Source organism: Streptomyces sp. V4I23 (genome assembly GCF_030817975.1).
Lineage (GTDB): Bacteria > Actinomycetota > Actinomycetes > Streptomycetales > Streptomycetaceae > Streptomyces.
In genome coordinates, this window is record NZ_JAUSZW010000004.1 from 6,743,643 (window position 1) to 6,770,049 (window position 26,407).

Consider the following 26,407-nt stretch of genomic DNA (forward strand, 5'->3'; position numbering starts at 1 on the left):
CCCTTCCGAAGGACCCGTGCTTCGTGGGTTCCGCCCTCAGCGAGGTCCCCTAGCGAGAAGGAGCGCCACCGTGTTCTACGCGAGAGTGAGGCACCCGGCGAACCCCCAGGTCAAACGCGTCGGGGACACCGACGGACTGTTCTTCCAGCGCTGCGCGTGGTGCGGCACCACGACGTTCCGACGCCTGCTCTGCCCGGTGTGCCGGTCCTCGGACCTCACGCCGGCGCGCAGTGCGGGCGAGGGAACGGTGCTGCCGCGCCGTGCCGTCACCCCGGGCACCGAGGACCTGTGGCCGGTCCGCATGACCGAGGGGTTTGTCGTGCGGTGCCGGGTCGAGGGTCCGCTCCACGCCATCCGTCCTGGTGTTCGCGTACGGCTCTGCGCGCCGGACAGCGAGAATGCCCGCACCGATGACCGAGTCGATCGCCTCGTACCCGTCGTCAGGCTCTGCGATGCCGTTCCCCTCGACGGATGGATTTGAGCCGGAGTCGGTGCGGGGACATGCTTAGTCATACGCAGGGTTTTGATTACGTGGGCGGGACAGATCGGCTCCGGAGATGCCACGAGATCCGAGGGACAGACCAGCGGGGCCGGCCGAGGCGGCCGGCTCCCGCACCTTGCTGCCTCGCCGGGCCGTCGCCGTCGTGGACACCGACGGGGTTCTGACCGCATGGGCGCCGGGCGCCGAGCGGTTGCTCGGCTACCGTTCGGCCGAGGCGATCGGGCACACGGTGTCACTCCTCTTTGCGGCGGAGCTTCCGATCTCCTTCCGCCGAAGCCTCGCGGACGGCGGGGAGTGGAGCGGCTTGGTCGAGCTGCGCCATCGCGACGGCCGCCGTGTCGTCGTAGACCTCCAAGTGTCGCCTCTGTACGGCGCGGTGGGCAGCACCGTCTGGGTCATGGGGGCAACGGAACCGGACGACTCCATGGGAAGTGACACGGCAGGTGCCCTCACGGGATGGGCGCTCGAGCAGCTGCCGATCAGTCTCGGCGTCTTCGATCAGGAAAACCGCCTGGTGGACGCCAACGCCGAGGCGTACCGGACCCTGGGCGTGCGCAAGGACGAGGCGATCGGGCGAAGACTGGGAGAGATACGGCCCGGACCGCCGTACAACCGCCTTGAGCAGCTGGCGGCGCAGGCGCTCCGGACCGGGGAATCGGTAACCGCCCGGACGCTCGACCGCACCCCAGGCGCGCACGACGCACGCGCCTGGTCGGAGGTTGTCTATCCGCTGCGGGACGGAGACGGTCGGGTACGCGGCGTGTCCATTGCCGCGGTCGACGTCACCGAGCAGGACCGGGCCAGGCGACGACTGTCCCTCGTGAACGCGGTCGGCCTCCGGGTCGGAACGACACTGGAGGTGACACGGACCGCCCAGGAGCTGGCGGACGTCGCCACCGAGCGGTTCGCCGACTTCGTCGGTGTCGATCTTCTTGACTCCGTCTTCCGAGGTCGTGCGTCGGAGCCGGGGCCGCATGGGCTTGTCTACTTCCGAGCCGCGCAGCAGTCGATTCTCGAAGGATGCCCGGAATCGGCGATCCCACCCGGGGAGGCGGACATCATCGCCGAGGACTCACCCATGGCCCGTGCCTTGGCCACGGGGCGGGCACTCAGGCACCGGATCAGTGAACCGGGCATCCAGCGATGGCTGGCGAACGAACCCGCGCGGGCACGGCGCGCACGAGAATTCGGCATCCACTCGTACCTTGCCGCGCCACTCCTCGCCCGCGGGACCACCCTCGGGCTCGTCATCTTCCTGCGGCACCGGACACCCGAACCCTTCGACGTGGACGATCTGCTCCTGGCTTCGGAGCTCGCCGCCCGAGCCGCCCTGTCCATCGACAACGCCCGCCGCTACACGCAGGAACGGAACACCGCCCTGGCCCTCCAGCGCAGCATGCTGCCTCAGCACGCGCCGCGGCAGTCGGCCGTGGACGTCGCGTTCCGCTATCTGCCCGCCGACGCGGTGGAGGGCGTGGGCGGTGACTGGTTCGACGTCATCCCCTTGTCCGGCGCCAGGGTCGCCCTCGTCGTGGGAGATGTCGTCGGACGCGGCATCCAGGCCTCGGCCACCATGGGTCGCCTGCGCACCGCGGTACGCACACTCGCCGACATCGATATGCCGCCCGACGAACTGCTCACCCATCTCGACGACCTCGTCCTGCGACTCGATCGGGAGGAGGGACCGCTGGGCGAGGAGTTCGCCGACCGGGCAGACGGAGACATCGGTGCCACCTGCCTCTACGCGGTCTACGATCCAGTCTCGCGTCGCTGTACCCTCGCTCGCGCGGGGCACCCGGGGCCGGCAGTCGTCGCCCCCGACGGTTCGGTCGACTTCCCGGAACTGCCGAGCGGTCCTCCGCTTGGTCTGGGAGGTCTGCCCTTTGAGTCCGCTGAGATGGAGCTCCCTGAAGGCAGCCTGATCGCCCTCTACACCGACGGCCTCATCGCGTCCGCCGACAGTGACATCGACGTCGGGCTCGCGGCGCTGCGCGGCGCCCTGGCCGACCCGGCTCCCTCCTTGCGGCAACTGTGCGACCACGTACTGGAGGCGTCACCTACTGACAGACCGGCGGACGACGTCGCCCTGCTCCTGGCCCGGACCCGCGCCCTCGACGCCTCCCAGGTCGCCGGCTGGGATCTGCCCTCGGATCCCGCGGAGGTGGCCCGCGCCCGGAAGCTGACGACCGACCAGCTTGCCGCCTGGGGGCTGGAGGATGCGTCGTTCGTCACCGAGCTGGTGGTCAGCGAGCTGGTCACCAACGCCATCCGGTACGGTCGGCCGCCCGTCCGGCTCCGGCTGATCCACGACGCCGGTCTCATCTGCGAGGTCTCCGACGGCAGCAGCACAGCCCCCCACATGCGGCGCGCCCGTACCTTCGACGAGGGCGGCCGGGGCCTGCTCATCGTCGCTCAGCTCACCCAGCGCTGGGGTACCCGGCACTCCTCGCTCGGAAAGACCATCTGGGCCGAGCAGGACCTGCAGTCGGCCGGGTGACCGGTCCGGGTCAGGGGCGCCCGAACGCCTCCAGGATGAGCTCGGCGGCGAGCGCCGACGTCAACTTCCCTTCCCTTACGCTCCGGTCCCGCGAAGGAGCCAGTGCCCGTACCTCCTGATGCGCCCGCAGCCGCCCCAGCAGTTCGTCGTGGACATCGCCCATGTCCAGTCGACCTGCTGCCGCGGCGCTTGGTGTCGAGCCGCACGGTGGAGGCGAGCAGGCTCCGGTGCTGCTCCAGCCGGTCCCACACGTCCCCGGTGTCTCAGGCCCTTGAGCATCGAGCCGAAAGTGTCGATGAAGGTGGACTTGCCGACGCCCGGCACCCCGCTGATGCCGATCCGCCGCGCCCCGCCCGTGTACGGCAGCAGCTCGGTGAGCAGCCGCTGGGCCAAGGCGCGATGGTCGGCGCGGGTGGACTCGACGAGGGTGACGGCGCGTGCGACGGACGCTCGCCTCCCGTCGAGTACGCCCCGCAGATAGCTGTCGAGATCGATCCGTGTGGCCGCCATACGACGTCACAGCTCGTGGCCGAGACCGGCGGCCAGCCGCGTCACCAGGTCATGCGCGGCGTCCGGGATCACTGTGCCCGGCGGGAAGACCGCGGTTGCACCCGCCTCGTGCAGCGCGGATACGTCCTGCGGCGGGATCACCCCTCCCACGACGATCACGATGTCCTCGCGGCCCTCGGCGACCAGCTCCTGACGCAGCGCCGGTACGAGGGTGAGATGACCGGCGGCCAGGGACGAGACGCCGACGATGTGTACATCGGCCTCGACGGCCTGCCGGGCCACCTCCGCCGGGGTCTGGAACAGCGGGCCGACGTCCACGTCGAAGCCGAGGTCGGCGAAGGCGGTGGCGATCACCTTTTGCCCTCGGTCGTGGCCGTCCTGGCCCATCTTGGCGACGAGGATGCGCGGACGGCGGCCCTCCGCCTCCTCGAACCGCTCCACGAGCGTGCGCGTGCGCTCCACGGAAGGGGACTCACCTGCCTCGTTGCGGTACACGCCGGCGATCGTACGAGTCTGGGCCGTGTGCCGCCCGTACACCTTCTCCAGGGCGTCGGAGATCTCCCCGACTGTAGCCTTCGCGCGGGCGGCCTCGACGGCCAGCGCCAGCAGGTTGCCCTCCAGGCCGGGCCCGGGACCCTGCTCGGCGGCGGCGGTCAACGCCCGCAGCGCGTCCTGGCAGGCCGCCCCGTCGCGCTCCTCGCGCAGCCGCCGTAGCTTGGCGATCTGCTGGGCGCGTACGGAGGAGTTGTCGACCTTCAGGACCTCGATCTGCTCGTCGCTGTCGACCCGGTACTTGTTGACGCCGATCACGGGTTGCCGTCCGGAGTCGATCCGGGCCTGGGTACGAGCCGCGGCCTCCTCGATGCGCAGCTTGGGGATGCCGGCGTCGATGGCCTGTGCCATGCCGCCGGCCGCCTCGACCTCCTCGATGTGCTGCCAGGCCCGGCGGGCGAGGTCGTGGGTGAGCCGCTCGACGTACGCGCTGCCGCCCCACGGGTCGATCACCCGGCAGGTGCCGGACTCCTGCTGGAGCAGCAACTGGGTGTTGCGGGCGATCCGGGCGGAGAAGTCGGTGGGCAGGGCCAGCGCCTCGTCCAGTGCGTTGGTGTGCAGCGACTGGGTGTGGCCCTGGGTGGCCGCCATGGCCTCCACGCAGGTCCGGGTCACGTTGTTGAAGACGTCCTGGGCGGTCAGCGACCAGCCCGAGGTCTGGCAATGGGTGCGCAGCGAGAGCGACTTGGGGTTCTTGGGGTCGAATCGCTTGACCAGCTTGGCCCACAGCAGGCGGCCCGCGCGCAGCTTGGCGACCTCCATGAAGAAGTTCATGCCGATCGCCCAGAAGAACGACAGGCGGGGTGCGAACGCGTCCACGTCCAGGCCCGCTTCTTGCCCCGCGCGCAGGTACTCGACCCCGTCGGCGAGGGTGTAGGCCAGCTCCAGATCGGCGGTCGCGCCCGCCTCCTGGATGTGGTAGCCGGAGATGGAGATGGAGTTGTAGCGGGGCATGCTCTGCGAGGTGTACGCGAAGATGTCGGAGATGATCCGCATCGAGGGGCGCGGCGGGTAGATGTAGGTGTTGCGGACCATGAACTCCTTGAGGATGTCGTTCTGGATGGTCCCGGCCAGCTTCTCCGGAGGTACTCCCTGTTCTTCCGCCGCCACGATGTACAGCGCGAGCACGGGCAGCACGGCACCGTTCATCGTCATCGACACGCTCATCCGGTCCAGCGGGATACCGTCGAACAGCTGGCGCATGTCGTAGATCGAGTCGATGGCGACGCCCGCCATGCCGACGTCACCGGTGACCCGGGGGTGGTCACTGTCGTAGCCGCGGTGCGTCGGCAGGTCGAAGGCGACGGACAGACCCTTCTGTCCGGCCGCGAGGTTGCGCCGGTAGAAGGCGTTGGACTCCTCGGCGGTGGAGAAGCCGGCGTACTGACGGATCGTCCAGGGCTGGTTGACGTACATCGTCGGGTACGGACCACGCAGATACGGCGCGATGCCCGGGTACGTCGACAGGAAGTCCAGGCCCTCCAGATCCTGTCCGGTATAGAGCGGCTTGACCCCGATACCTTCCGGGGTCTCCCAGAGCAGGTCGTCGGCGCTGCTGCCGGTCGTCTCCTTCACGGCCGCGCGCCAATGCTCCTCGCTCGCCTCGGCGCAGGCTCCGGAGCCCAGGGGGACTTCCGAGAAGTCAGGAATCTGAATCATGCCGCCACTCCCATGCGGTCCAGGACGGAGGACAGGACGGCCACGGCGTCGCAGCCCGCGAAGATGTACTCGTCGACCCCATGGTCGCTGGGGCGGCCCGCGATGAAGACCTGTTCCGCGCCTGCTGATTTGAGGGCCTTGGCGACTTCGTCGGCCTGCTCCTCGTACACCGCGTCGCTGGAGCACAGACACGCGACGGTCGCCCCGCTGCGTGCGAACGCCTCGGCGGCGGTGACGGCGTCCACCGACACCGGGTCGTGACTCGGCTCGATGCCGCCGGCCTGGAAGAGGTTTGAGGCGAAAGCGACCCGGGCGGTGTGGGCCGCGGGCGGGCCGAGTGCGGCGAGAAAGATGTGCGGCCGCGCACCCGTGGCGGCCAGATGGGCGTCCGATCGCGCGCGCAGTGCCTCGTAGGCGTCGTCGCGGTGGACCCGGGGCAGGCCGCGGCCGGTCTCTGGTGCGGTCGGCTGCCGCTCCACGGGCTTCTCCGCCAGGTTCGGGAACTCGCTGACGCCAGTGACGGGCTCCCGGCGCAGGACGAGTTGCCTGCTCCGTCTCTCCCAGGTGGCCGCGAGCCGGTCGCCGACCAGGCCGGAGCGAAGTGCCGCCTGCTGGCCGCCCGCCCGCTCCAGTTCCTGGAAGAAGGCCCAGGCGGCGTGCGCGAGATCGTCCGTCAACCGCTCTACGTACCACGAACCGCCGGCCGGGTCGATGACGCGGCCCAGGTTCGACTCCTCCAGCAGGATCACCGAGGTGTTGCGCGCGATCCGGCGGGCGAAGGCGTCCGGCAGACCCACTCGGTGGTCGAAGGGCAGTACGGTCACGGAATCGGCACCGCCCACGCCCGCGCCCAGGCACGCCACGGTGGTGCGCAGCATGTTCACCCAAGGGTCGCGGCGCGTCATCATCACCGACGACGTCACCGCGTGCTGACGCTGCGCCCCGGCCCCGTCGGCCGCCCCGCACACCTCGGCCACCCGAGCCCAGAGGCGGCGCGCGGCACGAAGTTTCGCGATCGTCAGGAACTGGTCGGACGTCGCCGCGTAACGAAACTCCAACTGCCGACACGCAGCCTCGACCGACAGCCCGGCCGCCGTCAGGCCGCGTATATAGGCGGCGCCAGTCGCCAGCGAACAGCCCAGCTCCTGGGCGGCCGACGCACCGGCCTCGTGGTACGGGAGAGCGTCCACGGCCAGGGCACGCAAACCCGGGTACTTCCGGTGGCACCGTGTGGCCAGCTCGAATGCTTGCTCCAGGCCGGACACGTCGTCGCCGGAGCGCGCCGACAGGCCCAACGGGTCCGCGCCGAGGTTGCCGCGCGCCAGCTCGCGAGGTGTCCCACGCTCCTCGTAGAGCCGCAGCAACGCGTTTGCCGCTGCGTCGAACTCACCGCCCGCGTCGAGAACAACCGGGGCCAGATCGAGATAGACCCCGTTCAGGACCTCGCCCAGGGCGGACACCGGCACACCGGCGTCGCCGCCCAATGCGAGCCACAGCGAGGTGACACCGTTCTCCAAGTCGGCGACCACGGCCTCGTTGGTGAGTCCGGGATCCGGCGCGGTGTGCCGCTGGCGCACGTCCCATCCGCCCACCGCGCCGCCCTCGGGCCTGCCGCCCCGAATGTAGGGCGCGAAGCCCGGGTAGCCGGTCGCGGGCCCGGTGTCCCGTGCGGTGTAGAGGGGACGGACGACGAGCCCGTCCTCCAGCGTGGTGGACAGGGCCTCCTCGGCCCCCGCACCCGAGACGTCCTTGCCCGACTTGCGCAGGACGCCTTCCACGAGCAGTTGCCACTGCTCGTGGGACACGTCCGGGAACCCGCCGAGCTGTTGCGCGGATGGTGTCATGGTCATGTTTCTTTCGTTCGGCCTGCGCGTGCGCACATGGCGTTGGGTTGGCGTCCTGCCCGGCAGGGAGCGCTCACGGGCAGGACGCCCAGACCTCGGGGTGGATGCGTCAGCCGTCCCGCTCGTTCAGCCAGGTGCGGACGCTCTCGTTGTGCTCGCCCAACCGCGGTGGTGCGGTGTGCCGCCTGCGGCCTCCGTCGTCGAAGCGGACGGCGGGGCCGGGGAGTTCGATCGCGCCGAGTGAGGGGTGATTCACCTCGATCACGAGGCCCTGGGACCGGGTCTGGGGGCAGGCGTAGACCTGGTCGAGCGTGCGGACCTCGCCGCACGGGATTCCTGTGGCGTCCAGCAGCGACAGCCAGTGTGCGGCTCCCTGCTGCAACAGTGTCTTCTCGATGTCCCGCACGAGGTCGTCGCGGTGCGCCACGCGCGCGGCGTTGCTCACGTACCGGGGGTCCTCCGTGTCGAGACCGACGATCTCCGCGAACTTCGCCCACTGGGCGTCGGTGGCCACGGCCACCTGAATCGCTCCGCCGTCGCAGCGGAACAGGCCGTACGGTGCGATGGCCACGTGGTGGTTTCCGGCCGCCCTGCCCACCTCGCCGGCCACGGTGTACCGCGTGCCCTGGTAGGCGTGGACTCCCACGATCGAGGCGAGGAGTGAGGTACGGACGACCTTGCCGCGTCCAGTGTGCTCACGCTCGTACAGTGCGGACACCACGCCGTACGCACCATTCATCCCGGCCAGCACGTCTCCGATCGGCACCCCCATGCGCGTCGGGCTTTCGGGGTCGGGCCCGGACAGGCTCATCAGGCCGGCCTCGCCTTGGGCGATCTGGTCGTACCCGGCCCGTCCGCCCTGGGGGCCGTCGTGTCCGAAGCCACTGATGGAGAGGATCACCAGCCGGGGATTGATCTCGTGGAGGCGTTCGGCGGAGAAGCCGAGCCGGTCCATGACGCCCGGCCGGAAGTTCTCGACGAGGACGTCACCGTGCCGCACCAGACGGGTCAACAGGTCGATGCCGTTCGGTGACTTGAGGTCGGCGGTGACCGACTCCTTGTTGCGGTTGCAGGACAGGAAGTAGGTCGACTCCCGCGCGGTGTCCGGGCCGACGAACGGCGGTCCCCAGCTCCGTGACTCGTCGCCCGTCCCCGGTGCCTCGACCTTGATGACCCGGGCTCCCATGTCACCGAGCATCATCGCGGTCTGGGGCCCGGCGAGGGCGCGGGAGAGGTCGACGACGACGACCCCGTCCAGCGGACCCATGCTGTCCGCGTCCGCGTCCGCGTGCGTGTGCGTTTTCGTGCTCATGGGTCAGCGCCCCAGGTTGACGGAGACGTGCTTGCGCTGCGTGTAGCTGTCGAGCATGCCTTCGAGGGAGAACTCCCTGCCGATGCCGCTCTGCTTGAACCCGCCGTAGGACTGGCCGAGGACCTGGCCGCCGCCTTGGTTGACCTGAACCCAGCCGGCTTCCAGCGCGTGCGCGGTGCGCAGCCCGGCGCCCAGGTCGTGGGTCCACACGAATCCGGCGAGGCCGTAGTGGGTGTCGTTGGCCATGCGAACGACCTCCTCCTCGTCCCGCCACGGGATCGCGCATACCACGGGGCCGAAGATCTCCTCGGAAGCGATCCGCCAGCGGTTCGCCACATGGGCGAAGACAGTGGGCTGCGTGTAGTAGCCGTGCGAGAGAGGACCCTCCGCCGGGGGCAGTCCGCCCAGGGCGACTTCCACCCCGGGCTGTTCCATGCCGCTGGCGATGTAGTCGCAGACCCGGTCGAACTGCTTGCCATTGACGAGGGTGCCCATGTCACTGGCCTCGTCGAGGGGGTCGCCGACCTTCAGCGCGGCGAGCTTGTCGACCAGCTTGCCGAGGAAGGAGTCGAAGATCGACTCGTGGATGAAGAGCCGCGACCCGGCGGTGCATGACTGGCCCTGCCGGAAGAACCGCATCCCGGAGATCGTGCCGTCGACGACCCACTCCTCGTCGGCGTCGGCGAAGACGATCTGCGGGCTCTTGCCGCCGAGTTCGAGCGACACCGGCACGATCCTCTCGGCGCCCTTCTCCATGACCCGGCGGCCCACCGCCGTGGAGCCGGTGAACGAGATCTTGTCGATGCTGGGGTGAGAGGTCAGGTCCTCACCGGCCTCGGGGCCGTAGCCCGTGATGACGTTCAGCACGCCCGGGGGAAGGAACTGCTGGCAGACCCGCACGACGGCGAGTACGGCGAACGGGGCGTCCTCCGCGAGTTTGAGCACGAGCGTGTTGCCCGCCACCAGCGCCGGGGCGATCTTCAGCGCCGAGAGCATCAGCGGGGCGTTCCAGGGGACGATGGCGCCGACGACGCCGAGCGGTTCACGCCGGGAGTAGTCGAGCACCGAGGGATTGAGCGGGATGCTCTCGCCTTTTGCCTCCCCCGCGATCCCGCTGAAGTAGCGGAAGCAGTCGACAACGAACTGCATCTCCCCGCGTGACTGGGTGCGGATCGCGTTGCCGTTCTCGAGTGAGAGCAGCCGGGCGATGCGCTCCTGCTCGGGTTCGAGGGCGTCCGCGATGCGACGGAACAGGTCACCGCGGTCTCGGGGCCGCAGGTCGCGCCACGTGGGGTGGGCGCGACGAGCCGCGGTGACGGCCCGGTCGACGTCCTCGGCCCGGCCGCGCGGTACGCGACCGATCAGCGACTTGTCGCGGGGGCTCTCGATATCGATCCACTGGCCGTCGGCGGCCGCGGTCCACTCACCGGCGATCAGCATCTGCTCGTCGCCCACGTGGTGTTTGGAGAGGGTCGGGGAATCTTGCTGGAGGGTCACGGTCGTCCCGTCTTTCAGTCTGAGGGGTGTGCGGGGTGCGGTGGAGCCGGCCGTCGGAGGAGGCGGCGGTGAGTACTGAGCCGTCCTCAGCCGTCCTCAGTCGCGGCCGCGGATCTGCCGGATCACCGCGGAGGCGTCGAGATGGCCGTCTACCGAGGCGAGTTGGGCGAACACCTTGTTCGCGCTGCTCGACACGGGCAGGGTGACGCCGACCTCGTCGGCGGCGCTGAGTGCGAGGCGGAGGTCCTTGCTCATGAGCGTGGCCGCGAAGTTGGCCTGGTATCCGTTGTCGGCGGCCGACCCCTCGACCAGGCCCGGCCACGGGCAGAAGTTGTGCAGAGCCCAGCTGTCACCGGACGAGGTGCTGACGATGTCGAACAGGCTCCGGGCGTCCAGCCCCAGCCGCTCGCCGAGGACGAAGGCCTCGGCGACGGCCGTCATGGTGGCGCCGAACAGCATGTTGTTGCAGATCTTCGCGGCCTGACCGGCACCCGCCGCACCGGCATGGATGATGTTCCCGCCCATCACGTTCAGGTACGGTCGCGCGAGTCCGACGGCCTCCTGGGTGCCGCCGACCATGAACGTCAGCGTGCCGGCCCGGGCCTTGGCGACTCCGCCGGACACGGGGGCGTCCACCACCGGCAGTCCACGCTCGGTGACCGCGGCATGGACGGCCCGCGCGCTCTGGATGTCGATCGTCGAGGAGTCGATCACCACCGTGCCGTCGACCGCGTGCTTGAGCACTCCGTCGTCGCCGAGTACGACGTCCTGCACATGCCGGCCGGTCGGCAGCATGGTGATGACGACCCGGGCCGCCCCCGCGAGTTCGGTGACGGACCCGGTGATGCGGACTCCGGCCTCGCGCGCCGTCGCGACGGCCGTCTGCGACAGGTCGAAGCCGAGGACGTCGTGCCCGGCGGCCACGAGGTTGGCGGCCATGGGGCCGCCCATGTTGCCGAGACCGATGAAGCCGACCGTGGTCATTCCGTTGCCTCCTGGAACCGTGGGGTGGTTGTGGCGTCCACGCTCAGGCCTGCATCCATGCACAGGCAAGAGGCACTTCGGCACAGGTAGTGTGCGCATATGCACAGCTACTCGAAGGTGAATCTGGATGATTTGCGGTACTTCCTGGCCCTCGCGCGGCATGGGCGTCTTGTCGCGGCGGGCGAGCGTCTGGGTGTCGAGCACACGACCGTGTCGCGCCGGGTGGCGGCTCTGGAGAAGGCGGTGGGCCACCGCCTCTTCGAGCGCACCAGGACCGGGTGGGCCTTTACCGACGCCGGGCGCCGGCTGCTGCCGCACGCGGAACGGATCGAGGGCGAGGCGCTCCTCGCGTTCGCCGCGCCGGAGGGGGCGGACCGCCCGGTCTCCGGTGTCGTACGGCTGATCGCCACCGACGCGGTCGGGTCGGTGATCGTCGCCCCAGCCCTGGCCCCGCTCCATGAGCAGCACCCGGGGATCGCCCTGGAGCTCGTGACGACGAGCGCCCTGATCAGCCACCAGACCGGCCAGTTCGATGTGGCCATCACCCTGCACCGCCCGCAACTGCCCCGGTTCCAGGTCCGTCGGCTCTGCGACTATGCGCTGCGCCTGTACGCGGCACCGTCCTACCTGGCGAAGGCCGAGCCGATCCGTTCCGCCGCGGACCTCGCCGACCACGAGATGGTCTGGTACATCGAGTCCCTGCTCGACCTGCCCGAGCTGCGGTTCTTCCACGAGGTGTCCGAGACGGCCTCCTTCGCGTTCCGCAGCAGCAACGTGTTCGCGCAGCTGGAGGCGGTCGCCGCTGGCATCGGTGTTGGCCTGCTTCCCTGCTTCCTCGCCGAGCAGGATCCCCGCGTCGAGCCCGTCCTGCAGCATGAGCTCGAGGTGGCGCGGACCTTCTGGATGATCGTGCCCTCCGCCCAGGTCAACGTGGAGCGTGTGCGGATCGTCTGCGACCACGTCGCGCGCTGGTTCGAGGACAGGGCGGACGTGCTGAAACCGCCGCTGCCGCCGACGGCCTGAAGCCCTACCTCTGTTTGGAGGTACTCAGCCGTTCACATGCCCCGGAGCATGAGTCGCCATGACGCCGTCGCACAGCGCCGGCGGTCCGGATCGGGAAGGCACCTCCTCCGGGAGGCGCCTCCTCGCCACCCCCGGACTCCTGGAAGGAAGATCCCCATGACTCCGCACGTCCCCGTCCGCCCGCCCAGCTGTACGCCCGCCGGCCCGGACGCCACCCCCGCAGAGGGGCGGACGCGATGACCACGATGACCAGCAGCCTTACCGACGACCAGCTCGCGATTGTCGAGACGACGCTCGACTTCGCTCAGGAACACCTCGCTCCGAACGCCGTGGCCTGGGACCAGGACAAGCACTTCCCGGTCGATGTGCTCCGCAAGGCCGCCGGACTCGGTCTGGGCGGGGTATACGTGGCCGAGGACTCGGGCGGCTCCGGCCTCACCCGCTCCGACGGCGTACTGATCTTCGAGGCGCTGGCCGTCGGATGCCCCTGCATCGCGGGCTACCTCTCCATCCACAACATGGTCGCCTGGATGATCGACCGCTTCGGCTCCAACGCCCAGCGCGCCCGTTGGCTGCCCACGCTCTGCTCGATGGACGCGCTCGGCAGCTACTGCCTCACCGAGCCGGGCGCCGGTTCCGACGCCGCGGCCCTGCGCACCCGCGCCGAGCGCGACGGCGACCACTACGTCCTCACGGGAGTGAAGCAGTTCATCTCGGGGGCCGGGACCAGCGACGTGTACATCGTGATGGCCCGCACCGGCGAGGACGGAGCGCGCGGCATCTCCGCGTTCGTCGTCGAACGAGACGACCCGGGGCTGTCCTTTGGACCGAATGAGAAGAAGATGGGCTGGAACGCGCAGCCCACCCGGCCGGTGATTCTGGACGGCGTCCGCATCCCGGCCGACCGCCGGCTCGGCGCCGAGGGCGACGGCTTTCCCATCGCTATGAAGGGGCTTAACGGCGGCCGGCTCGGCATTGCCTCCTGCTCGCTCGGCGGCGCGCAGAGCGCGCTCGACCGCAGTCGGGAGTATCTCGCGGACCGGGAGGCGTTCGGTGCGCCGCTGATCGACTCGTCTGCGCTTCAGTTCCGACTCGCCGACATGGCGACCGAGCTGGCTGCGGCCCGGGCCTTGGTCCAGCAGGCCGCGGCGGCACTGGACCGCGACGATCCGCAGGCGCCGCAGCTGTGCGCCATGGCCAAGCGGTTCGCCACCGACACCGGCTTCTCCGTCGCCGACCGCGCCCTGCAACTGCACGGCGGATACGGCTATCTCAGCGAGTACGGCGTGGAGAAGATCGTCCGCGACCTGCGGGTGCACCAGATCCTCGAAGGGTCCAACGAGATCATGCGGCTCATCGTGGCCCGTGCACTGATCGGAGCCGGCCGATGACCGACGACGACTCCGTCCTGCTCTACACCGAGGGCCGCGCGGCGTATATCACCCTCAACCGCCCCAAGGCCCTGAACGCCCTGAGCCACGCGATGGTGCGACGCATCGACGGCGCCCTCACCGCCTGGGAGCGCGACCCCGCCGTCGGCACGGTCGTGATCACCGGAGCCGGCGAACGCGGACTCTGCGCGGGCGGAGACATCCGCTCCATCTACGAGGACGCCCGCTCCGGAGGCAGTTCCTCCGCGGCGTTCTGGCACGACGAGTACCGACTCAATGCGCGCATTGCCCGCTACCCCAAGCCCTACGTGGCTTTCATGGACGGCATCGTCATGGGCGGCGGCGTCGGGATCTCGGCGCACGGCAGCGTACGCGTCGTCACCGAGCGCTCCCGGATCGCCATGCCCGAGACGGGCATCGGCTTCGTCCCCGACGTCGGCGGCACCCACTTGCTGGCCGGTGCCCCGGGCGAGCTCGGGACCCATCTGGCGCTCACCGGGGCATCCGTCGGCGCGGCGGATGCCCTCCTGTGCGGACTGGCCGATCACTTCGTGCCCTCGGAGCTGCTGCCGGGACTGGTCAGGGACCTCGCTTCGATGCCGGTGACCGATGTTCTCCCGCGCTACGTCCGTGAGGCACCGGCCGGGGAGTTGGCCGGCCGCCGGGAGTGGATCGACCACTGCTACGCGGCTGACAGCGTCGAGGAGATCGTGAAACGCCTGCTCGACTGCGGAGTCGCGACTGCCAAGGAAGCCGCCGGGACACTCCTCACGAAGTCCCCCACCGCGGTCAAAGTCACGTTGGCCGCGCTGCGACGCGCCCGCGAACTCGACTCGCTCGAACGGGTTCTGGAGCAGGAGTACCGCGTCGCGTGCGCGGCCCTGGCCTCCCCGGATCTGGTCGAGGGTATCCGTGCCCAGGTGATCGACAAGGACCGCGATCCGCGCTGGTCCCCGGCCGCACTGTCCGAGGTCACGGACAAGGACGTGGCCCGTTACTTCGCCCCGATTGACGGGGCAGAGCTCTCGTTCGAATCCCACGCGAAGTGAGTGAGACCATGACCGAGTCCGCATCCGAGGCGTACGAAACCGTCATCGTCGACCGCAAGGGCCGCGTCGCCCTGATCACCCTCAACCGCCCGAAGGCGCTCAACGCGCTCAACCTCCAGGTCATGCACGAGGTAGTCGCGGCGGCCGAGGTGCTCGACCGCGACCCGGAGATCGGCTGCATCGTCCTCACCGGCTCGCCGAAGGCGTTCGCGGCGGGGGCCGACATCAAGGAGATGCAGCCTCATGACTACATGGACATGTACCTCAGCGACTGGTTCAGCGCCTGGGACCGGTTGGGCCAGCTGCGGACGCCGACCGTCGCGGCGGTCGCCGGCTACGCCCTGGGCGGCGGCTGCGAACTCGCCATGCTCTGCGACATCCTCCTCGCCGCCGACACCGCCGTCTTCGGCCAGCCGGAGATCAAACTCGGCGTGATCCCGGGCATCGGCGGCTCCCAGCGGCTGACCCGCGCGGTAGGCAAGGCCAAGGCCATGGAGCTCTGCCTGACGGGCCGCTCCATGGACGCGGCCGAGGCCGAACGTGCCGGACTGGTCTCCCGCATCGTGCCGGCCGGTGAACTCCTCGCCGAGGCGCTCGCGGTCGCGGAGACCGTGGCAGGAATGTCGAAGCCAGTGGCGATGATGGCCAAGGAGGCGGTCAACCGCGCCTTCGAGACGACGCTCACCGAGGGCGTGCGCTTCGAACGCCGGCTCTTCCACGCGGTGTTCGCCACCGCGGACCAGAAGGAAGGCATGGCGGCCTTCGTCGACAAGCGCCTGCCGGAATTCACCCATCGCTAGAGTTGATCACCGCAAAGGGACATCCCATGAGTTTCAGGATCGTTGTCTGTGTGAAGTACGTGCCCGACGCTACCGGCGACCGGCACTTCGCCGATGACCTGACCGTCGACCGTGACGACGTCGACGGCCTGCTGTCGGAGCTGGACGAGTACGCGGTCGAGCAGGCGCTGCAGATCGCCGACGAGGCGGACGACGCGGAGATCACCGTGCTGACCGTCGGCCCCGAGGACGCCAAGGACGCGCTGCGCAAGGCGCTGTCCATGGGCGCCGACAAGGCCGTCCACGTCGAGGACGACGACCTGCACGGCAGCGACGTGATGGGCACCTCGCTGGTGCTCGCCAAGGCCATCGAGAAGACCGGCTACGACCTGGTCATCTGCGGTATGGCCTCCACCGACGGCACCATGGGGGTGCTGCCGGCGATCCTGGCCGAGCGCCTGGGCGTCCCGCAGGTCACCCTGCTCTCCGAGGTCAAGGTCGAGGACGGCACCGTGACGGGCCGTCGTGACGGCGACGCCGCCAGCGAGCAGCTTCAGGCGTCGCTGCCGGCTGTCGTGTCGGTGACGGACCAGTCGGGCGAGGCGCGTTACCCGTCCTTCAAGGGCATCATGGCCGCGAAGAAGAAGCCGGTGGAGTCCTGGGACCTGGAGGACCTGGAGATCGACGCCGACGAGGTCGGTCTCGAGGGTGCCTGGACCAAGGTCGACTCGGCCGCGGAGCGTCCGGCCCGCACCGCGGGCACGATCGTCAAGGACGAGGGCGAGGGCGGCAAGCAGCTCGCGGAGTTCCTCGCGAGCCAGAAGTTCATCTAAGGCTTCGGCCACCAACCGCCCCCTTCATACTTCGCAAGCAGGAGAGAAGAAGTCCCATGGCTGAAGTTCTCGTCTACGTCGACCACGTGGACGGTGCCGTCCGCAAGCCCACCCTGGAGCTGCTGACCCTGGCCCGCCGCATCGGCGAGCCCGTCGCCGTCGCGCTCGGCTCCGGTGCCGAGAACACCGCCGCCGCGCTCGCCGAGCACGGCGCGGTCAAGGTGCTGACCGCCGACGCTCCCGAGTTCACCGAGTACCTCGTGGTCCCGAAGGTGGACGCGCTGCAGGCCGCGTACGAGGCGGTGTCCGCCGGGGGCTCCCTGGCCGCCGTGCTGGTCCCGTCCTCCGCCGAGGGCAAGGAGATCGCCGCCCGCCTCGCGGTCCGTATCGGCTCCGGCATCATCACCGACGCCGTCGACCTGGAGGCCGGTGCCGAGGGCCCGGTGGCCACGCAGTCGGCGTTCGCCGCCTCGTTCACCACCAAGTCCCGCATCACCAAGGGCACCCCGGTCATCACGGTCAAGCCCAACAGCGCGGCCGTGGAGGCCGCCCCGGCCGCCGGCACCGTCGAGGCCCTGTCGGTGTCGTTCTCCGAGAAGGCGACCGGCACCAAGGTCACCGCGCGTACCCCGCGTGAGTCGACCGGCCGTCCCGAGCTGACCGAGGCCGCGATCGTGGTCTCCGGTGGCCGTGGTGTCAACGGCGCGGAGAACTTCGCGATCATCGAGGCGCTGGCCGACTCGCTCGGCGCGGCCGTCGGCGCCTCGCGTGCCGCGGTCGACGCCGGCTGGTACCCGCACACCAATCAGGTCGGCCAGACCGGCAAGTCGGTGTCGCCGCAGCTGTACATCGCCTCCGGCATCTCCGGCGCGATCCAGCACCGCGCCGGCATGCAGACCTCGAAAACCATCGTGGCCATCAACAAGGACGCCGAGGCCCCGATCTTCGACCTGGTCGACTACGGCGTCGTCGGCGACCTGTTCCAGGTCGTCCCGCAGCTCACCGACGAGGTCAAGACCCGCAAGGGCTGACCTGCGTGTCACGGCCGACGGCGACCGACTCTCTCGCCGCTGAGACCGAGGTGAACCGGCTGGCGCGGACTTTCGGCGGCCCGGATGACGGTGAGAAACGCATGGGCGGCCATGGCTAGGGTGATGTGCCGATGCCAGCCGTCGTAGCGACGGACCTGGTAGTCGTCCAGGCCGCACTCGCCCTTCGAACTCTGGAAACACTCCTCTGTTACCCACCGGACCCCAGCCACCCGGGTCAGCTTGTCGAAGGCAGAGCCGACGAGGGCGTAGGCGATGTAATTAGCACCAGCTCATCTGTTTTGCGGGTGCGGAATCACCCATGTCTAAACAGAGAAGCCAGCATGGTCCTGCGGGCGCGGACCTCAGGCGGGCTCCCTGCGGGGACGGCGCCTCCTGTGGAACGGACGGTCACTTCGCGTACCAATGCCGTCACGCTCCTGCCTGTGCGCTTCCCTCCGCTGTCCGGCGGTCCGGGCACACCACCGCGCCAACGCACACTCTACGGGAGCACCCCGTCACGAGCAGGATGGTGATGATCGTGGCAAGTTGAACAACGGTGCAGACGGGAGCCACAATGCGGGGAACGGTGCGGGTTGCCTCCTCGGCACCCGTGCGGCACGGCGTCCGGAACGGGCACCGAGTCGACAGGGCACCTCGCGGGAATGCGAGTGGCCTGCCTCGCCTCTGAACTCCGTGACCGGCCCGGGCCCGTGCAGGCGGGGACTCGATCGACCTGGCTGGGCGCGCCGCGGCCTGCGGTCCGGTCCCGGGCTGCGGGCAGCCGCCTGCCCCGAGATGACCGAACTCACCGGTCTTGTCCAGGAGTTCGCCGAACTCCTCACTCCCGCCGTCGGCAACGATGCAAAGCTCACCGAGTGGATCACAGCCGTCCGCGCCTCAGGCCTTCCCCACCTGCACGCCTTCGTGAACGGCTTCGAAATCGACCGCGCCGCGGTCAACGCCGGCCTCACCCTCCCCCACCACAACGGCCGCACCGAGGGCGTCAACACGCGAACCATGAGAATCATGAGGCGGATGCACGGCCGAGCCGGATTCGCCCTACTCCGCCACCGCATCCTCCTCCAGTGATTGTCGCGCGTCAGACTTTCTGGCACAGGGGTTTGTTGAGCCCTGACGAGCTGAAGGAGTGTCTGATGAGCCGTCCGCCGCAGTTCCCGGTGGAGGACAAGATACGGATCGTGCTGTCGGTCCTGGCTGGTGAGATGACCGTCGCTGTGGCGGCCCGCCGGAACAAGACGTCGCAGACGTCGGTGGCCAAGTGGCGGGAGCAGTTCCTGGAGTCCTGGAAGGTTGGCCTCACGGCCGGAACATCGAAGCAGGCCTCCAGCCGGGAGGCGATGCTCGAGGAGCAGATCGAGGACCTCAAGGCCGCGCTTGGTGAGGCCCATGTCGAGCTGCGGGTGTGGAAGAAGTCCGCTGAGGGCCGCCTGGCCCCTTCGAGGACCTCGAGGTGATCCGCACCCAAGCGGCGATGCCGACCTCGAGGTTCTGCGAGCTTGCCGGCATCCCGCGCCGCACCTACACCCGCTGGCAGGCCCGCGCCCGCCGTGGCCAGAGTGTGGTCAAGGGTCCGTGGCCGGCGCCAGTGGTCGACCAGCTCGAGCCGATCGCCGCGAAGTACGCCGCGGACTGGCCGGCCTGGGGCCACCGCAAGATCCACTGGATGATGCGAGCCGACGGCCACGACGTGTCTGCATCCTCCATCGAACCGGCTCTGCGCAGAAGGGATTTACTCCAGCCGGTCGACTACCAGGGCATACGCCGCGAGCCGGCCAAGGCCCGCAAGGCCGCCTTCGCCCAGCCGCCGACGAGCCCGAACGAAGTACGGCAACTGGACTTCTCCGAATACGAGACGTCCGGAGGCGGGATCTGGCGGCTGGCCGGGGTGACGGACTACTTCACCAAGTACGAGCACGGCTGGCACATCAGCCCCTCGTGCACCGGCGCCGACGCGATCGAGGCGGTGAAGCTCGCGATCGCGGAGGCCGAACGTCTCGGCGGACGTCCGCTGGCCGAGCTGCTGCCCGCCGATCCCGACACCGGCAAAAACCGGCGCATCAAGCTGGTCACCGACAATGGCGGAGCCTTCAAAGGCGCCGCGTTCGCCCGCTTCATCGCTACCCGCCCCGAGTTGCTGCACATCCGCACCCAGGCCAAGAGCCCCGGCCAGAACGGCGTACGCGAGCGCGCCTTCGGCTCGCTGAAGTACGAGCACCTCTACCGCCTGGAGATCGAGGACCTCACCATGCTCGCCCGCGAGGCCGAGCACTACCGGCATGTGTTCAACCACATCCGACCCCACGAGGCCCTGTCCGGCCACCGGCCGATCGAGGTCTACAACGACCCGACCCTGCATCCCCAACTTTCAAACCGAGATCACTGAGCCAAAAACTTGACGCGGGACATGATCACCACGCAGCGCTACCACCGATTACGGGACAGAGCCGAACGATTTACAGCCCCAGACGCCACACAACGAGCGTTGATAGTCGCCCTTCTCACCCGCACTGAGGGACGTTTGGCGCGGTGTATCAACTCGATGGCACGGATTGACAAGCGGTGGAACACCTGCTGTTCGCACACTTTCGTATCAACGAAAACGAGTGATTGACCAGTCGTGAACACTGTTTGGAGGCGCAAGTGTCGGTTTCTCGCCCGAGTGCCGAGGACCTTGCTCGGTATGCCCGTCACTACGGCTTCACGATGTCGACGGACGACCTCGATGGGTTCTCCCGACTTGTCGACAGCGCATTGTCCGCTTACGACCTCGTCGAGGAACTGTACGAGGACATGTTGCCGGTGGTGGTCAAGGATCGCCCGCACACACGTCCATCGGAGAGCGACAATCCGTTCGGTGCCTGGTACGTCAGGACGGAGATCACCGCCACCGACGACGGTCCACTCGCCGGAGTGCGGATCGCGGTCAAGGACAACGTCGCAGTCGCCGGCGTGCCAATGATGAACGGGTCCAAGTCCGTCGAGGGATTCGTTCCCCGCCGAGATGCGACGGTGGTCAGTCGACTTCTCGAGGCCGGAGCCACGATCGTGGGAAAATCGGTCTGTGAGGATTTGTGCTTCTCCGGATCGAGTTTCACCTCGGCGACCGGCCCGGTGCACAACCCCTGGGACCGGACTCGCTCTGCTGGCGGGTCGTCGAGCGGCAGTGGCGCCCTGGTGGCGGCTGGCGAGGTGGACATGGCTGTCGGCGGTGACCAGGGCGGATCCGTACGGATCCCGGCAAGTTTCTGTGGTGTTGTCGGGCACAAGCCGACACACGGATTGGTGCCGTATACCGGAGCGTTCCCCATCGAACGGACCATCGATCATCTCGGCCCGATCACCTCGACCGCACGCGATGCCGCGCGGATGCTGTCGGTCATCGCCGGCCCCGACGGTGCGGACCCACGACAGGTAGACCTGCCACCGACGCCGGACTTCGTCACCGAACTCGACCGCGGCGCCGCGGGTCTGAAGGTCGGGATCCTGGTCGAGGGATTCGGTCTCGAAGGCTTGTCGGATCCGTTGGTCGACGAGGCCGTCCGTGAGTCAGCGACGCGCCTGCAGGAGGCGGGCTGCGTCGTGGACGAGGTGAGTGTTCCCTGGCATCGCCACGGCCTGGCGATATGGAATGTCATCGCCACGGATGGCGGCGCGTACCAAATGCTCGACGGCAACGCCTACGGCATGAATGTCGCGGGGACCTACGACCCGGAGTTGATCGCGCACTTCGGGGCGCACCGCCGCGCCCATGCTGATGAGCTGTCGGAAACGGTCAAACTCGTCGCCCTGTGCGGTCGTCATGGTCTGTCGAAACTGCATGGGGCGGTCTATGCGAAGGCACAGATGCTGGCCACGTCACTGCGGGCCGCGTACGACCGAGCACTGCAGGAGTACGACGCCCTGGTCATGCCGACTACACCGTTCGTCGCGACCGAGCTGATCGATCCGGCGGATCCGCGCGAAACCTACATCGAGCGTGCGATGAACATGGTCTCGAACACCGCGCCCTTCGATGTCACGGGCCACCCGGCCACCTCTGTTCCGGCCGGTTTCGCGCACGGTTTGCCTGTGGGAATGATGCTGGTCAGTCGACGATTCCAGGACGGGATCACGCTGCGGCTGGCCGACACGTTCGAACAACTCCGCGGTCAGTTCCCTCGCCCGGATGCCGCCAACCTCACCTATTCGGCATAGCCCCATAACCCCTGTCAGCCCGTCGTCTGGGGACGCCACGCAACATGCTGCGGTGACGGCCGCTGCCGTGACCTGCCAGATTCCTCTCCGGCGAGCGCGGCACCAACGACTCCCCGTACTTCCGGCGAGTGGCTTCGCACCCCGTTCCCGCAACGTGCGGCCACGCCGCCGTGTAGATCAGCCCATCGAGTAAGGAGTGAGAGAAATGTCTGCTACTGCCACTGGGATTCCGGAACAGGCACCGGCATCGGATCGCGCGTGGGCGCTGTTCAAGGCCCTCGACCAGAAGAACCTGATTCCGCAGGGGTATGCGGAATCTTGGAAGAAGGTCTTCGAGATCGACTTCGACCCGAAGAACGGCGCCCGGGTCGTTGCCCGGGCCTGGACTGACCCCGCCTATCGGGACCTGCTGCTGCGGGACGGTACGGCCGCGTGCGCGCAGTTCGGATACACGGGCCCTCAGGGTGAGTACATCGTGGCGCTCGAGGACACCCCGGCCATCAAGAACGTCATCGTGTGCTCGCTGTGCTCGTGCACCAACTGGCCCGTGCTGGGCCTTCCCCCGGAGTGGTACAAGAGCTTCGAATACCGGGCGCGGGTGGTCCGCGAACCCCGCAAGGTCCTCGAGGAGATGGGCACCACCCTTCCTGCCGACACCGAGATCCGGGTCTACGACACCACCGCCGAAACCCGGTACATGGTCCTGCCGGTCCGGCCGGACGGCACCGAGGACTGGACCGAGGAACAACTCGCCGAAATCGTCACCAAGGACTGCCTCATCGGTGTCGCCGTGCCTCAGGTACCGGCCACCACTAACTGACGATCTATCAGCAAAGGAGACATCTCATGGACGGAGTCCACGACCTCGGCGGTATGCAGGGGTTCGGCGAGGTGCCGCACACCGTCAACGCCGACACCGGTGGGCCGTTTCACGCCGAGTGGGAACATTTGCCGTACAGCTTGATGTTTCTCGGTGCCGCTGACATGAATAAGTTCAGCATCGACGAGGTGCGGCATGTGGTCGAGCGAATGGAACCGCGCCACTACATGGCCACCCCTTACTACGAGCGGTACGTCATCGGGGTGGCGACCCTGATGGTCGAGAAGGGCGTCCTCACGCACGACGAGCTCGAAGAGCTCGCCGGCGGACCCTTCCCGCTGTCGTTGCCGGCCACCTCCGCAGGCCGTCCGGCTGCCACGGAACGACAGCAGTTCGAGGTCGGGGACCAGGTCAGAGTCCGCGACGAGTACGTGCCCGGTCACATCCGCATGCCCCGGTTCTGCCGCGGCAAGACGGGCACGATCACCCATCGCACCTCCGAATCCTGGCCATTCCCGGATTCCATCGGACACGGCCGAACCGACGCCTCCGCGGAGCCGACCTACCACGTCAGCTTCGCGGCCACCGATCTGTGGGGTGACGACACCGACGCCGGCAAGGTGATTGTCGACCTCTTCGAGGGCTACCTCGACAAGGTCTAAGCCCATCCCTAGCAGTGTGGATGCGGCCAGGATGCCCGTCGCCGTGCGGCTCGAGCGCCGCATCCACACTGCACCACCTCCGATCCTCCCTCGACCTTCTCTGTGCGACCACACCCCATTCAGGAAGCAACGACATGCCTGCCAAACGATTGCCGGTCACCGTCCTTTCCGGGTTCCTTGGTTCGGGAAAGAGCACACTGCTCAACCACGTACTCAGAAACAGGCACGGCCTCAAAGTCGCGATCATCGTCAACGACATGAGCGAGATCAACATCGACGGCACCGAGGTCCAACGCGAGGTCTCCCTCAGCCGGTCCCAGGAGCGTCTCGTGGAGATGAGCAACGGCTGTATCTGCTGCACCCTGCGTGATGATCTACTCACCGAGATCAGCCGACTCGCCGGCGAAGGGCGATTCGACTACCTCCTCATCGAATCGACCGGCATCTCAGAGCCACTGCCGGTCGCCGAAACGTTCACCTTCGTCAATGAACAAGGCCGCGCGCTCTCCGACATCGCCGCTCTCGACACCATGGTGACCGTCGTCGATGGTGTGAACTTCCTGGACAACTACCGATCTGGAGGTCGTCTCGATGCGGACGTCACCGCCGCAGTCCCCGACGGCGAGCGTGACATTTCCGATCTGCTGATCGACCAGGTCGAGTTCGCCGACGTGATCCTGATCAGCAAGACCGACCTGATCACAGTCCCGCAACTGGAGGAACTCACCGCCATCCTGCGGAAACTGAACAAGGCGGCGGATATCCACCCGGTGAGTATGGGAAACGTGCCACTCGACCGGATCCTCAACACCGGCTTGTTCTCACTGGAGAAGGCGGCAACCGCACCCGGATGGTTGCAAGAAATGCAGGGCGAACATATCCCAGAGACCGAGGAATACGGGATCGGGTCGATGGTCTATCGCGCGCGGGTCCCGTTTCATCCCGAACGCTTCTACGACTTCTTGACGGCGCCGTGGACGAACGGCCAGCTACTCCGGTGCAAAGGATACTTCTGGCTGGCCAACCGCTACCTGGACATCGGCAGCGTCTCGCAGGCCGGACACCAGATCAGGCACGGCTACATCGGCCGATGGTGGCGGTTCGTACCCCGGGAGCAATGGCCCTCCGATGATTACCGTCTCGACGGCATCCACGAAAAGTGGGAAGAACCCGTCGGCGATTGCCGCCAGGAGTTGGTATTCATCGGCCAGAACATCGACAAGCAGCTAGTGAGCCAGCAACTCGACGAGTGCCTTCTGACCATGGCGGAAATCGAGGAAGGACCCGACCGCTGGACGACCTATCCGGACTCCCTCGGGAACGGCGCCACCGACGCAATTCGCACGCGCGTGGCTGAAACCGCTACATCCCACTGAACCGTCAATTGCCACCACTCCGGGCTCTCTGGCTCCGCGCACCGGTACCAGAACGCCATCGCAGAGGAGAATCATTGCCTTGCTGACCATCGGTGACCAGTTCCCCGCGTACACCCTGACCGCCGTCATTGGCGGCGACCTCTCCAAGGTCGACATCGCGGGGTCGTCTCGGTGATCGCTGCAGTAGCGTTTCTACACCGAACCCGCAGGTCAGCGTCGCAGTGAAGCCGGATGGAGGGTAAACTTTGAGTTCGCCCAGGAATATGCGACCCGAGCGCGTGCCTTACCGGGTCGAGTCGGACATGGCGGCGGTGTCAGTTGCCAGCTCGTCGAAACGACGCGACAGCGGTGCTGACCGAGATGCGGAGGACGCCTGATGACGACATCAGCCCACGATCACCCGGCGGCGGGAAGTGTCGACGAGTGGTCGGACCTTATTCGCCGTAACTTCGTGGCCCTCGACATCGCGCCGCGACTGTCAGATCACTTCGCCGGCAGAGTGGACAACCGGGCGCTCGGGCATCTGTCCGCGGCGGAAGTCTGCTCCGTGCCCCAGACCTTCACCAGATCTGAGCGGCTCATCTCGCAGGCGCCGGCAGACCTGTTCCAGGTCGGCTTGCTCGCTGACGGAACCGGACACCTCGTCCAGGACAGCCGAGCCTGCGACCTGTCTCCCGGCGATTTCGCCGTCTACGAGACCGCGCGCCCCTTCCGCTGGAATCTCGCCGGGCAATGGAAACTGCTGGTCTTCACCTGGGACAGAGATGCTATCGCACTGGACCGTTCGGAATCCGAGCAACTGACCGCCCGACGACTGCGCGGTGACACCGGTATCACCGGTGTGCTCTCACGTACATTGGCCGACGTGATCAATCTCGATGGCGACCTCCCACTCGCCAGTGCGGTGCGCTTCGCCGACGAACTCGCCGCGCTGACGGTAACCGCAGGCTTGAGCCAATGCGAGTCCGAGTCACCCCCGATCGAAGACTTGACGCGCCAAATTCTCCGGTATATCGAAGAGAACCTCGCCGACCCCGACCTCGACCCGCACCGTATTGCCGATCACTTCTTTATCTCCACCCGAACCCTCCACCGACTTTTCGCCCGACAAGGAGAAACCGTCGCGCACTGGATCCGAAACCGGCGACTGGAGAAATGCCGTCATGCAGTACAGACCGACCGGAAATCGACCATCTCGACGATTATCGCCCGATACGGCTACTTCGATCTCGCAGTCTTCAGTCGTGCCTTCACCGCTCGCTATGGACTGAGTCCGACCGCATTTCGGTCTCGCCACAACTGACACTCACCGCACGAACGCGTCATCAGCTATCTGCAACCCTCGTGTGGGAGGCGTGTCAATCCCCGGGAACGTGGAGACTTCCTCTATGCGGCCAGCCCCACGGTGAGGCCGGTACAAGGTGCGGCCCGTGAAGGACGCCGGGGTCGACTACCTCGCCGAGACACCCGAAATGGGCTGCATCACCGCCCGCAAGATCGCCGAGCAAACCCCTGACGGCGCGGACATCGACCGCGCCTGCACGATCGGGTGCTTTCTCTGGAACATCTCATGACCTGGTCCAGGGCACACCGCACCCATCTGGAAATCTACGGCGCCTTCTTCAAGAAGATGCTCGGAAAAGACGGGGAGCCGCTCGACATCTCGTTCTGGCATGAAGTTTCCGCCATCCCCGCCGGCGACGCCACAGTGGAATACATCAACTGCCACAAACGCACGGGGTTCCTCACCATTCTCGATCACCAGGAGGAACTCACCGTGCACGAACATCAGCCGTACACCCGTTTCGGTAGACGCAGGTTGTAACCGGACAAAAGGCAGCTGCAATCAGGGGTCTTTCCAATCAACGGCC

At 67.8% G+C, this 26,407-nt stretch carries 22 protein-coding genes and 4 pseudogenes; 19 read left to right on the top strand and 7 right to left on the bottom strand.

Going from position 1 to position 26,407, the window contains the following annotated elements; genetic code table 11:
* Nucleotides 1-70: 70 nt before the first annotated feature.
* Both QFZ82_RS32960 and QFZ82_RS32965 read left to right on the top strand, forming a co-directional pair.
* Complete coding sequence (locus tag QFZ82_RS32960; RefSeq protein ID WP_307716595.1) at nt 71-481, top strand: zinc ribbon domain-containing protein; 411 nt, start codon at nt 71-73, stop codon at nt 479-481.
* Nucleotides 482-557: 76 nt separating this feature from the next.
* On the top strand, nt 558-2,999 hold the full coding sequence (locus tag QFZ82_RS32965; protein WP_307716596.1) for a SpoIIE family protein phosphatase: 2,442 nt from the start codon (nt 558-560) through the stop codon (nt 2,997-2,999).
* 10 nt (nt 3,000-3,009) lie between these two features.
* On the opposite strand, the pseudogene QFZ82_RS32970 reads toward QFZ82_RS32965, so the two are convergent.
* The 6 genes and pseudogenes from QFZ82_RS32970 to mmsB all read right to left on the bottom strand — a co-directional run bounded on the left by QFZ82_RS32970 (nt 3,010) and on the right by mmsB (nt 11,357).
* Nucleotides 3,010-3,509 (bottom strand): annotated as a pseudogene (locus QFZ82_RS32970) (hypothetical protein).
* 6 nt (nt 3,510-3,515) lie between these two features.
* Nucleotides 3,516-5,720 (bottom strand): methylmalonyl-CoA mutase, encoded by a 2,205-nt coding sequence (gene scpA / locus QFZ82_RS32975; RefSeq protein ID WP_307716597.1) that lies wholly within the window; start codon nt 5,718-5,720, stop codon nt 3,516-3,518.
* The gene (locus QFZ82_RS32980; protein ID WP_307716598.1) at nt 5,717-7,570 is read right to left on the bottom strand and encodes a methylmalonyl-CoA mutase family protein; all 1,854 of its coding nucleotides are present in this window, start codon (nt 7,568-7,570) and stop codon (nt 5,717-5,719) included. Before QFZ82_RS32980 ends, scpA begins: the two co-directional genes overlap by 4 nt.
* Nucleotides 7,571-7,673: 103 nt before the next feature.
* Nucleotides 7,674-8,876 (bottom strand): CaiB/BaiF CoA-transferase family protein, encoded by a 1,203-nt coding sequence (locus tag QFZ82_RS32985; protein ID WP_307716599.1) that lies wholly within the window; start codon nt 8,874-8,876, stop codon nt 7,674-7,676.
* Between the two features lie 3 nt (nt 8,877-8,879).
* The gene (locus tag QFZ82_RS32990; protein ID WP_307716600.1) at nt 8,880-10,373 is read right to left on the bottom strand and encodes an aldehyde dehydrogenase family protein; all 1,494 of its coding nucleotides are present in this window, start codon (nt 10,371-10,373) and stop codon (nt 8,880-8,882) included.
* Nucleotides 10,374-10,469: 96 nt separating this feature from the next.
* Entirely contained in the window at nt 10,470-11,357 is an 888-nt protein-coding gene (mmsB, locus tag QFZ82_RS32995) for a 3-hydroxyisobutyrate dehydrogenase (protein ID WP_307716601.1), read from the bottom strand.
* Nucleotides 11,358-11,456: 99 nt separating this feature from the next.
* Here mmsB and QFZ82_RS33000 point away from each other — a divergent pair, with 99 nt between their 5' ends.
* From QFZ82_RS33000 to QFZ82_RS33025, 6 genes are all read left to right on the top strand, one after another.
* A complete protein-coding gene (locus tag QFZ82_RS33000) occupies nt 11,457-12,380 on the top strand; it encodes a LysR family transcriptional regulator (RefSeq protein WP_307716602.1) in 924 nt (307 codons plus the stop codon).
* Nucleotides 12,381-12,616: 236 nt separating this feature from the next.
* On the top strand, nt 12,617-13,771 hold the full coding sequence (locus QFZ82_RS33005; protein WP_307716603.1) for an acyl-CoA dehydrogenase family protein: 1,155 nt from the start codon (nt 12,617-12,619) through the stop codon (nt 13,769-13,771).
* Nucleotides 13,768-14,820: an enoyl-CoA hydratase/isomerase family protein gene (locus QFZ82_RS33010; RefSeq protein WP_307716604.1), complete on the top strand. Its 1,053-nt coding sequence runs from the start codon at nt 13,768-13,770 to the stop codon at nt 14,818-14,820. The genes QFZ82_RS33005 and QFZ82_RS33010 overlap by 4 nt, the downstream gene beginning before the upstream one ends.
* A gap of 8 nt (nt 14,821-14,828) precedes the next feature.
* Nucleotides 14,829-15,620: an enoyl-CoA hydratase gene (locus tag QFZ82_RS33015; RefSeq protein ID WP_307716605.1), complete on the top strand. Its 792-nt coding sequence runs from the start codon at nt 14,829-14,831 to the stop codon at nt 15,618-15,620.
* Between the two features lie 26 nt (nt 15,621-15,646).
* Nucleotides 15,647-16,432, top strand: a complete 786-nt coding sequence (locus QFZ82_RS33020) for an electron transfer flavoprotein subunit beta/FixA family protein (RefSeq protein ID WP_307716606.1) — start codon at nt 15,647-15,649, stop codon at nt 16,430-16,432.
* A 56-nt stretch (nt 16,433-16,488) separates the two neighbouring features.
* Entirely contained in the window at nt 16,489-17,463 is a 975-nt protein-coding gene (locus QFZ82_RS33025; RefSeq protein ID WP_307716607.1) for an electron transfer flavoprotein subunit alpha/FixB family protein, read from the top strand.
* Between the two features lie 8 nt (nt 17,464-17,471).
* Here the strand turns inward: QFZ82_RS33025 and QFZ82_RS33030 are convergent.
* Nucleotides 17,472-17,702: pseudogene (locus QFZ82_RS33030) on the bottom strand (IS701 family transposase); the annotation flags it as partial.
* 541 nt (nt 17,703-18,243) lie between these two features.
* Between QFZ82_RS33030 and QFZ82_RS33035 the strand changes: the two are divergent.
* The 11 genes and pseudogenes from QFZ82_RS33035 to QFZ82_RS33085 all read left to right on the top strand — a co-directional run.
* Nucleotides 18,244-18,552, top strand: a pseudogene (locus tag QFZ82_RS33035) (transposase); the annotation flags it as partial.
* 65 nt (nt 18,553-18,617) lie between these two features.
* Entirely contained in the window at nt 18,618-18,938 is a 321-nt protein-coding gene (locus QFZ82_RS33040; RefSeq protein ID WP_307716608.1) for a transposase, read from the top strand.
* The gene (locus tag QFZ82_RS33045) at nt 18,935-19,867 is read left to right on the top strand and encodes an integrase core domain-containing protein (RefSeq protein ID WP_307716609.1); all 933 of its coding nucleotides are present in this window, start codon (nt 18,935-18,937) and stop codon (nt 19,865-19,867) included. Before QFZ82_RS33040 ends, QFZ82_RS33045 begins: the two co-directional genes overlap by 4 nt.
* Nucleotides 19,868-20,124: 257 nt before the next feature.
* Nucleotides 20,125-21,678: an amidase gene (locus QFZ82_RS33050; RefSeq protein WP_307716610.1), complete on the top strand. Its 1,554-nt coding sequence runs from the start codon at nt 20,125-20,127 to the stop codon at nt 21,676-21,678.
* 205 nt (nt 21,679-21,883) lie between these two features.
* Nucleotides 21,884-22,498 (top strand): nitrile hydratase subunit alpha, encoded by a 615-nt coding sequence (gene nthA / locus QFZ82_RS33055; RefSeq protein WP_307716611.1) that lies wholly within the window; start codon nt 21,884-21,886, stop codon nt 22,496-22,498.
* A gap of 26 nt (nt 22,499-22,524) precedes the next feature.
* Nucleotides 22,525-23,160 (top strand): nitrile hydratase subunit beta, encoded by a 636-nt coding sequence (nthB, locus tag QFZ82_RS33060; protein WP_307716612.1) that lies wholly within the window; start codon nt 22,525-22,527, stop codon nt 23,158-23,160.
* 134 nt (nt 23,161-23,294) lie between these two features.
* Nucleotides 23,295-24,536, top strand: a complete 1,242-nt coding sequence (gene zigA / locus QFZ82_RS33065) for a zinc metallochaperone GTPase ZigA (RefSeq protein ID WP_307716613.1) — start codon at nt 23,295-23,297, stop codon at nt 24,534-24,536.
* 73 nt (nt 24,537-24,609) lie between these two features.
* A pseudogene (locus QFZ82_RS33070) lies at nt 24,610-24,690 on the top strand (peroxiredoxin); the annotation flags it as partial.
* Between the two features lie 222 nt (nt 24,691-24,912).
* Nucleotides 24,913-25,839, top strand: coding sequence for a helix-turn-helix domain-containing protein (locus QFZ82_RS33075; protein WP_307716614.1), 927 nt, complete (start codon nt 24,913-24,915; stop codon nt 25,837-25,839).
* A gap of 127 nt (nt 25,840-25,966) precedes the next feature.
* Nucleotides 25,967-26,110, top strand: coding sequence for a hypothetical protein (locus tag QFZ82_RS33080; protein ID WP_307716615.1), 144 nt, complete (start codon nt 25,967-25,969; stop codon nt 26,108-26,110).
* Nucleotides 26,107-26,361: a phenylacetaldoxime dehydratase family protein gene (locus QFZ82_RS33085; protein WP_307716616.1), complete on the top strand. Its 255-nt coding sequence runs from the start codon at nt 26,107-26,109 to the stop codon at nt 26,359-26,361. Before QFZ82_RS33080 ends, QFZ82_RS33085 begins: the two co-directional genes overlap by 4 nt.
* Nucleotides 26,362-26,407: the final 46 nt, after the last annotated feature.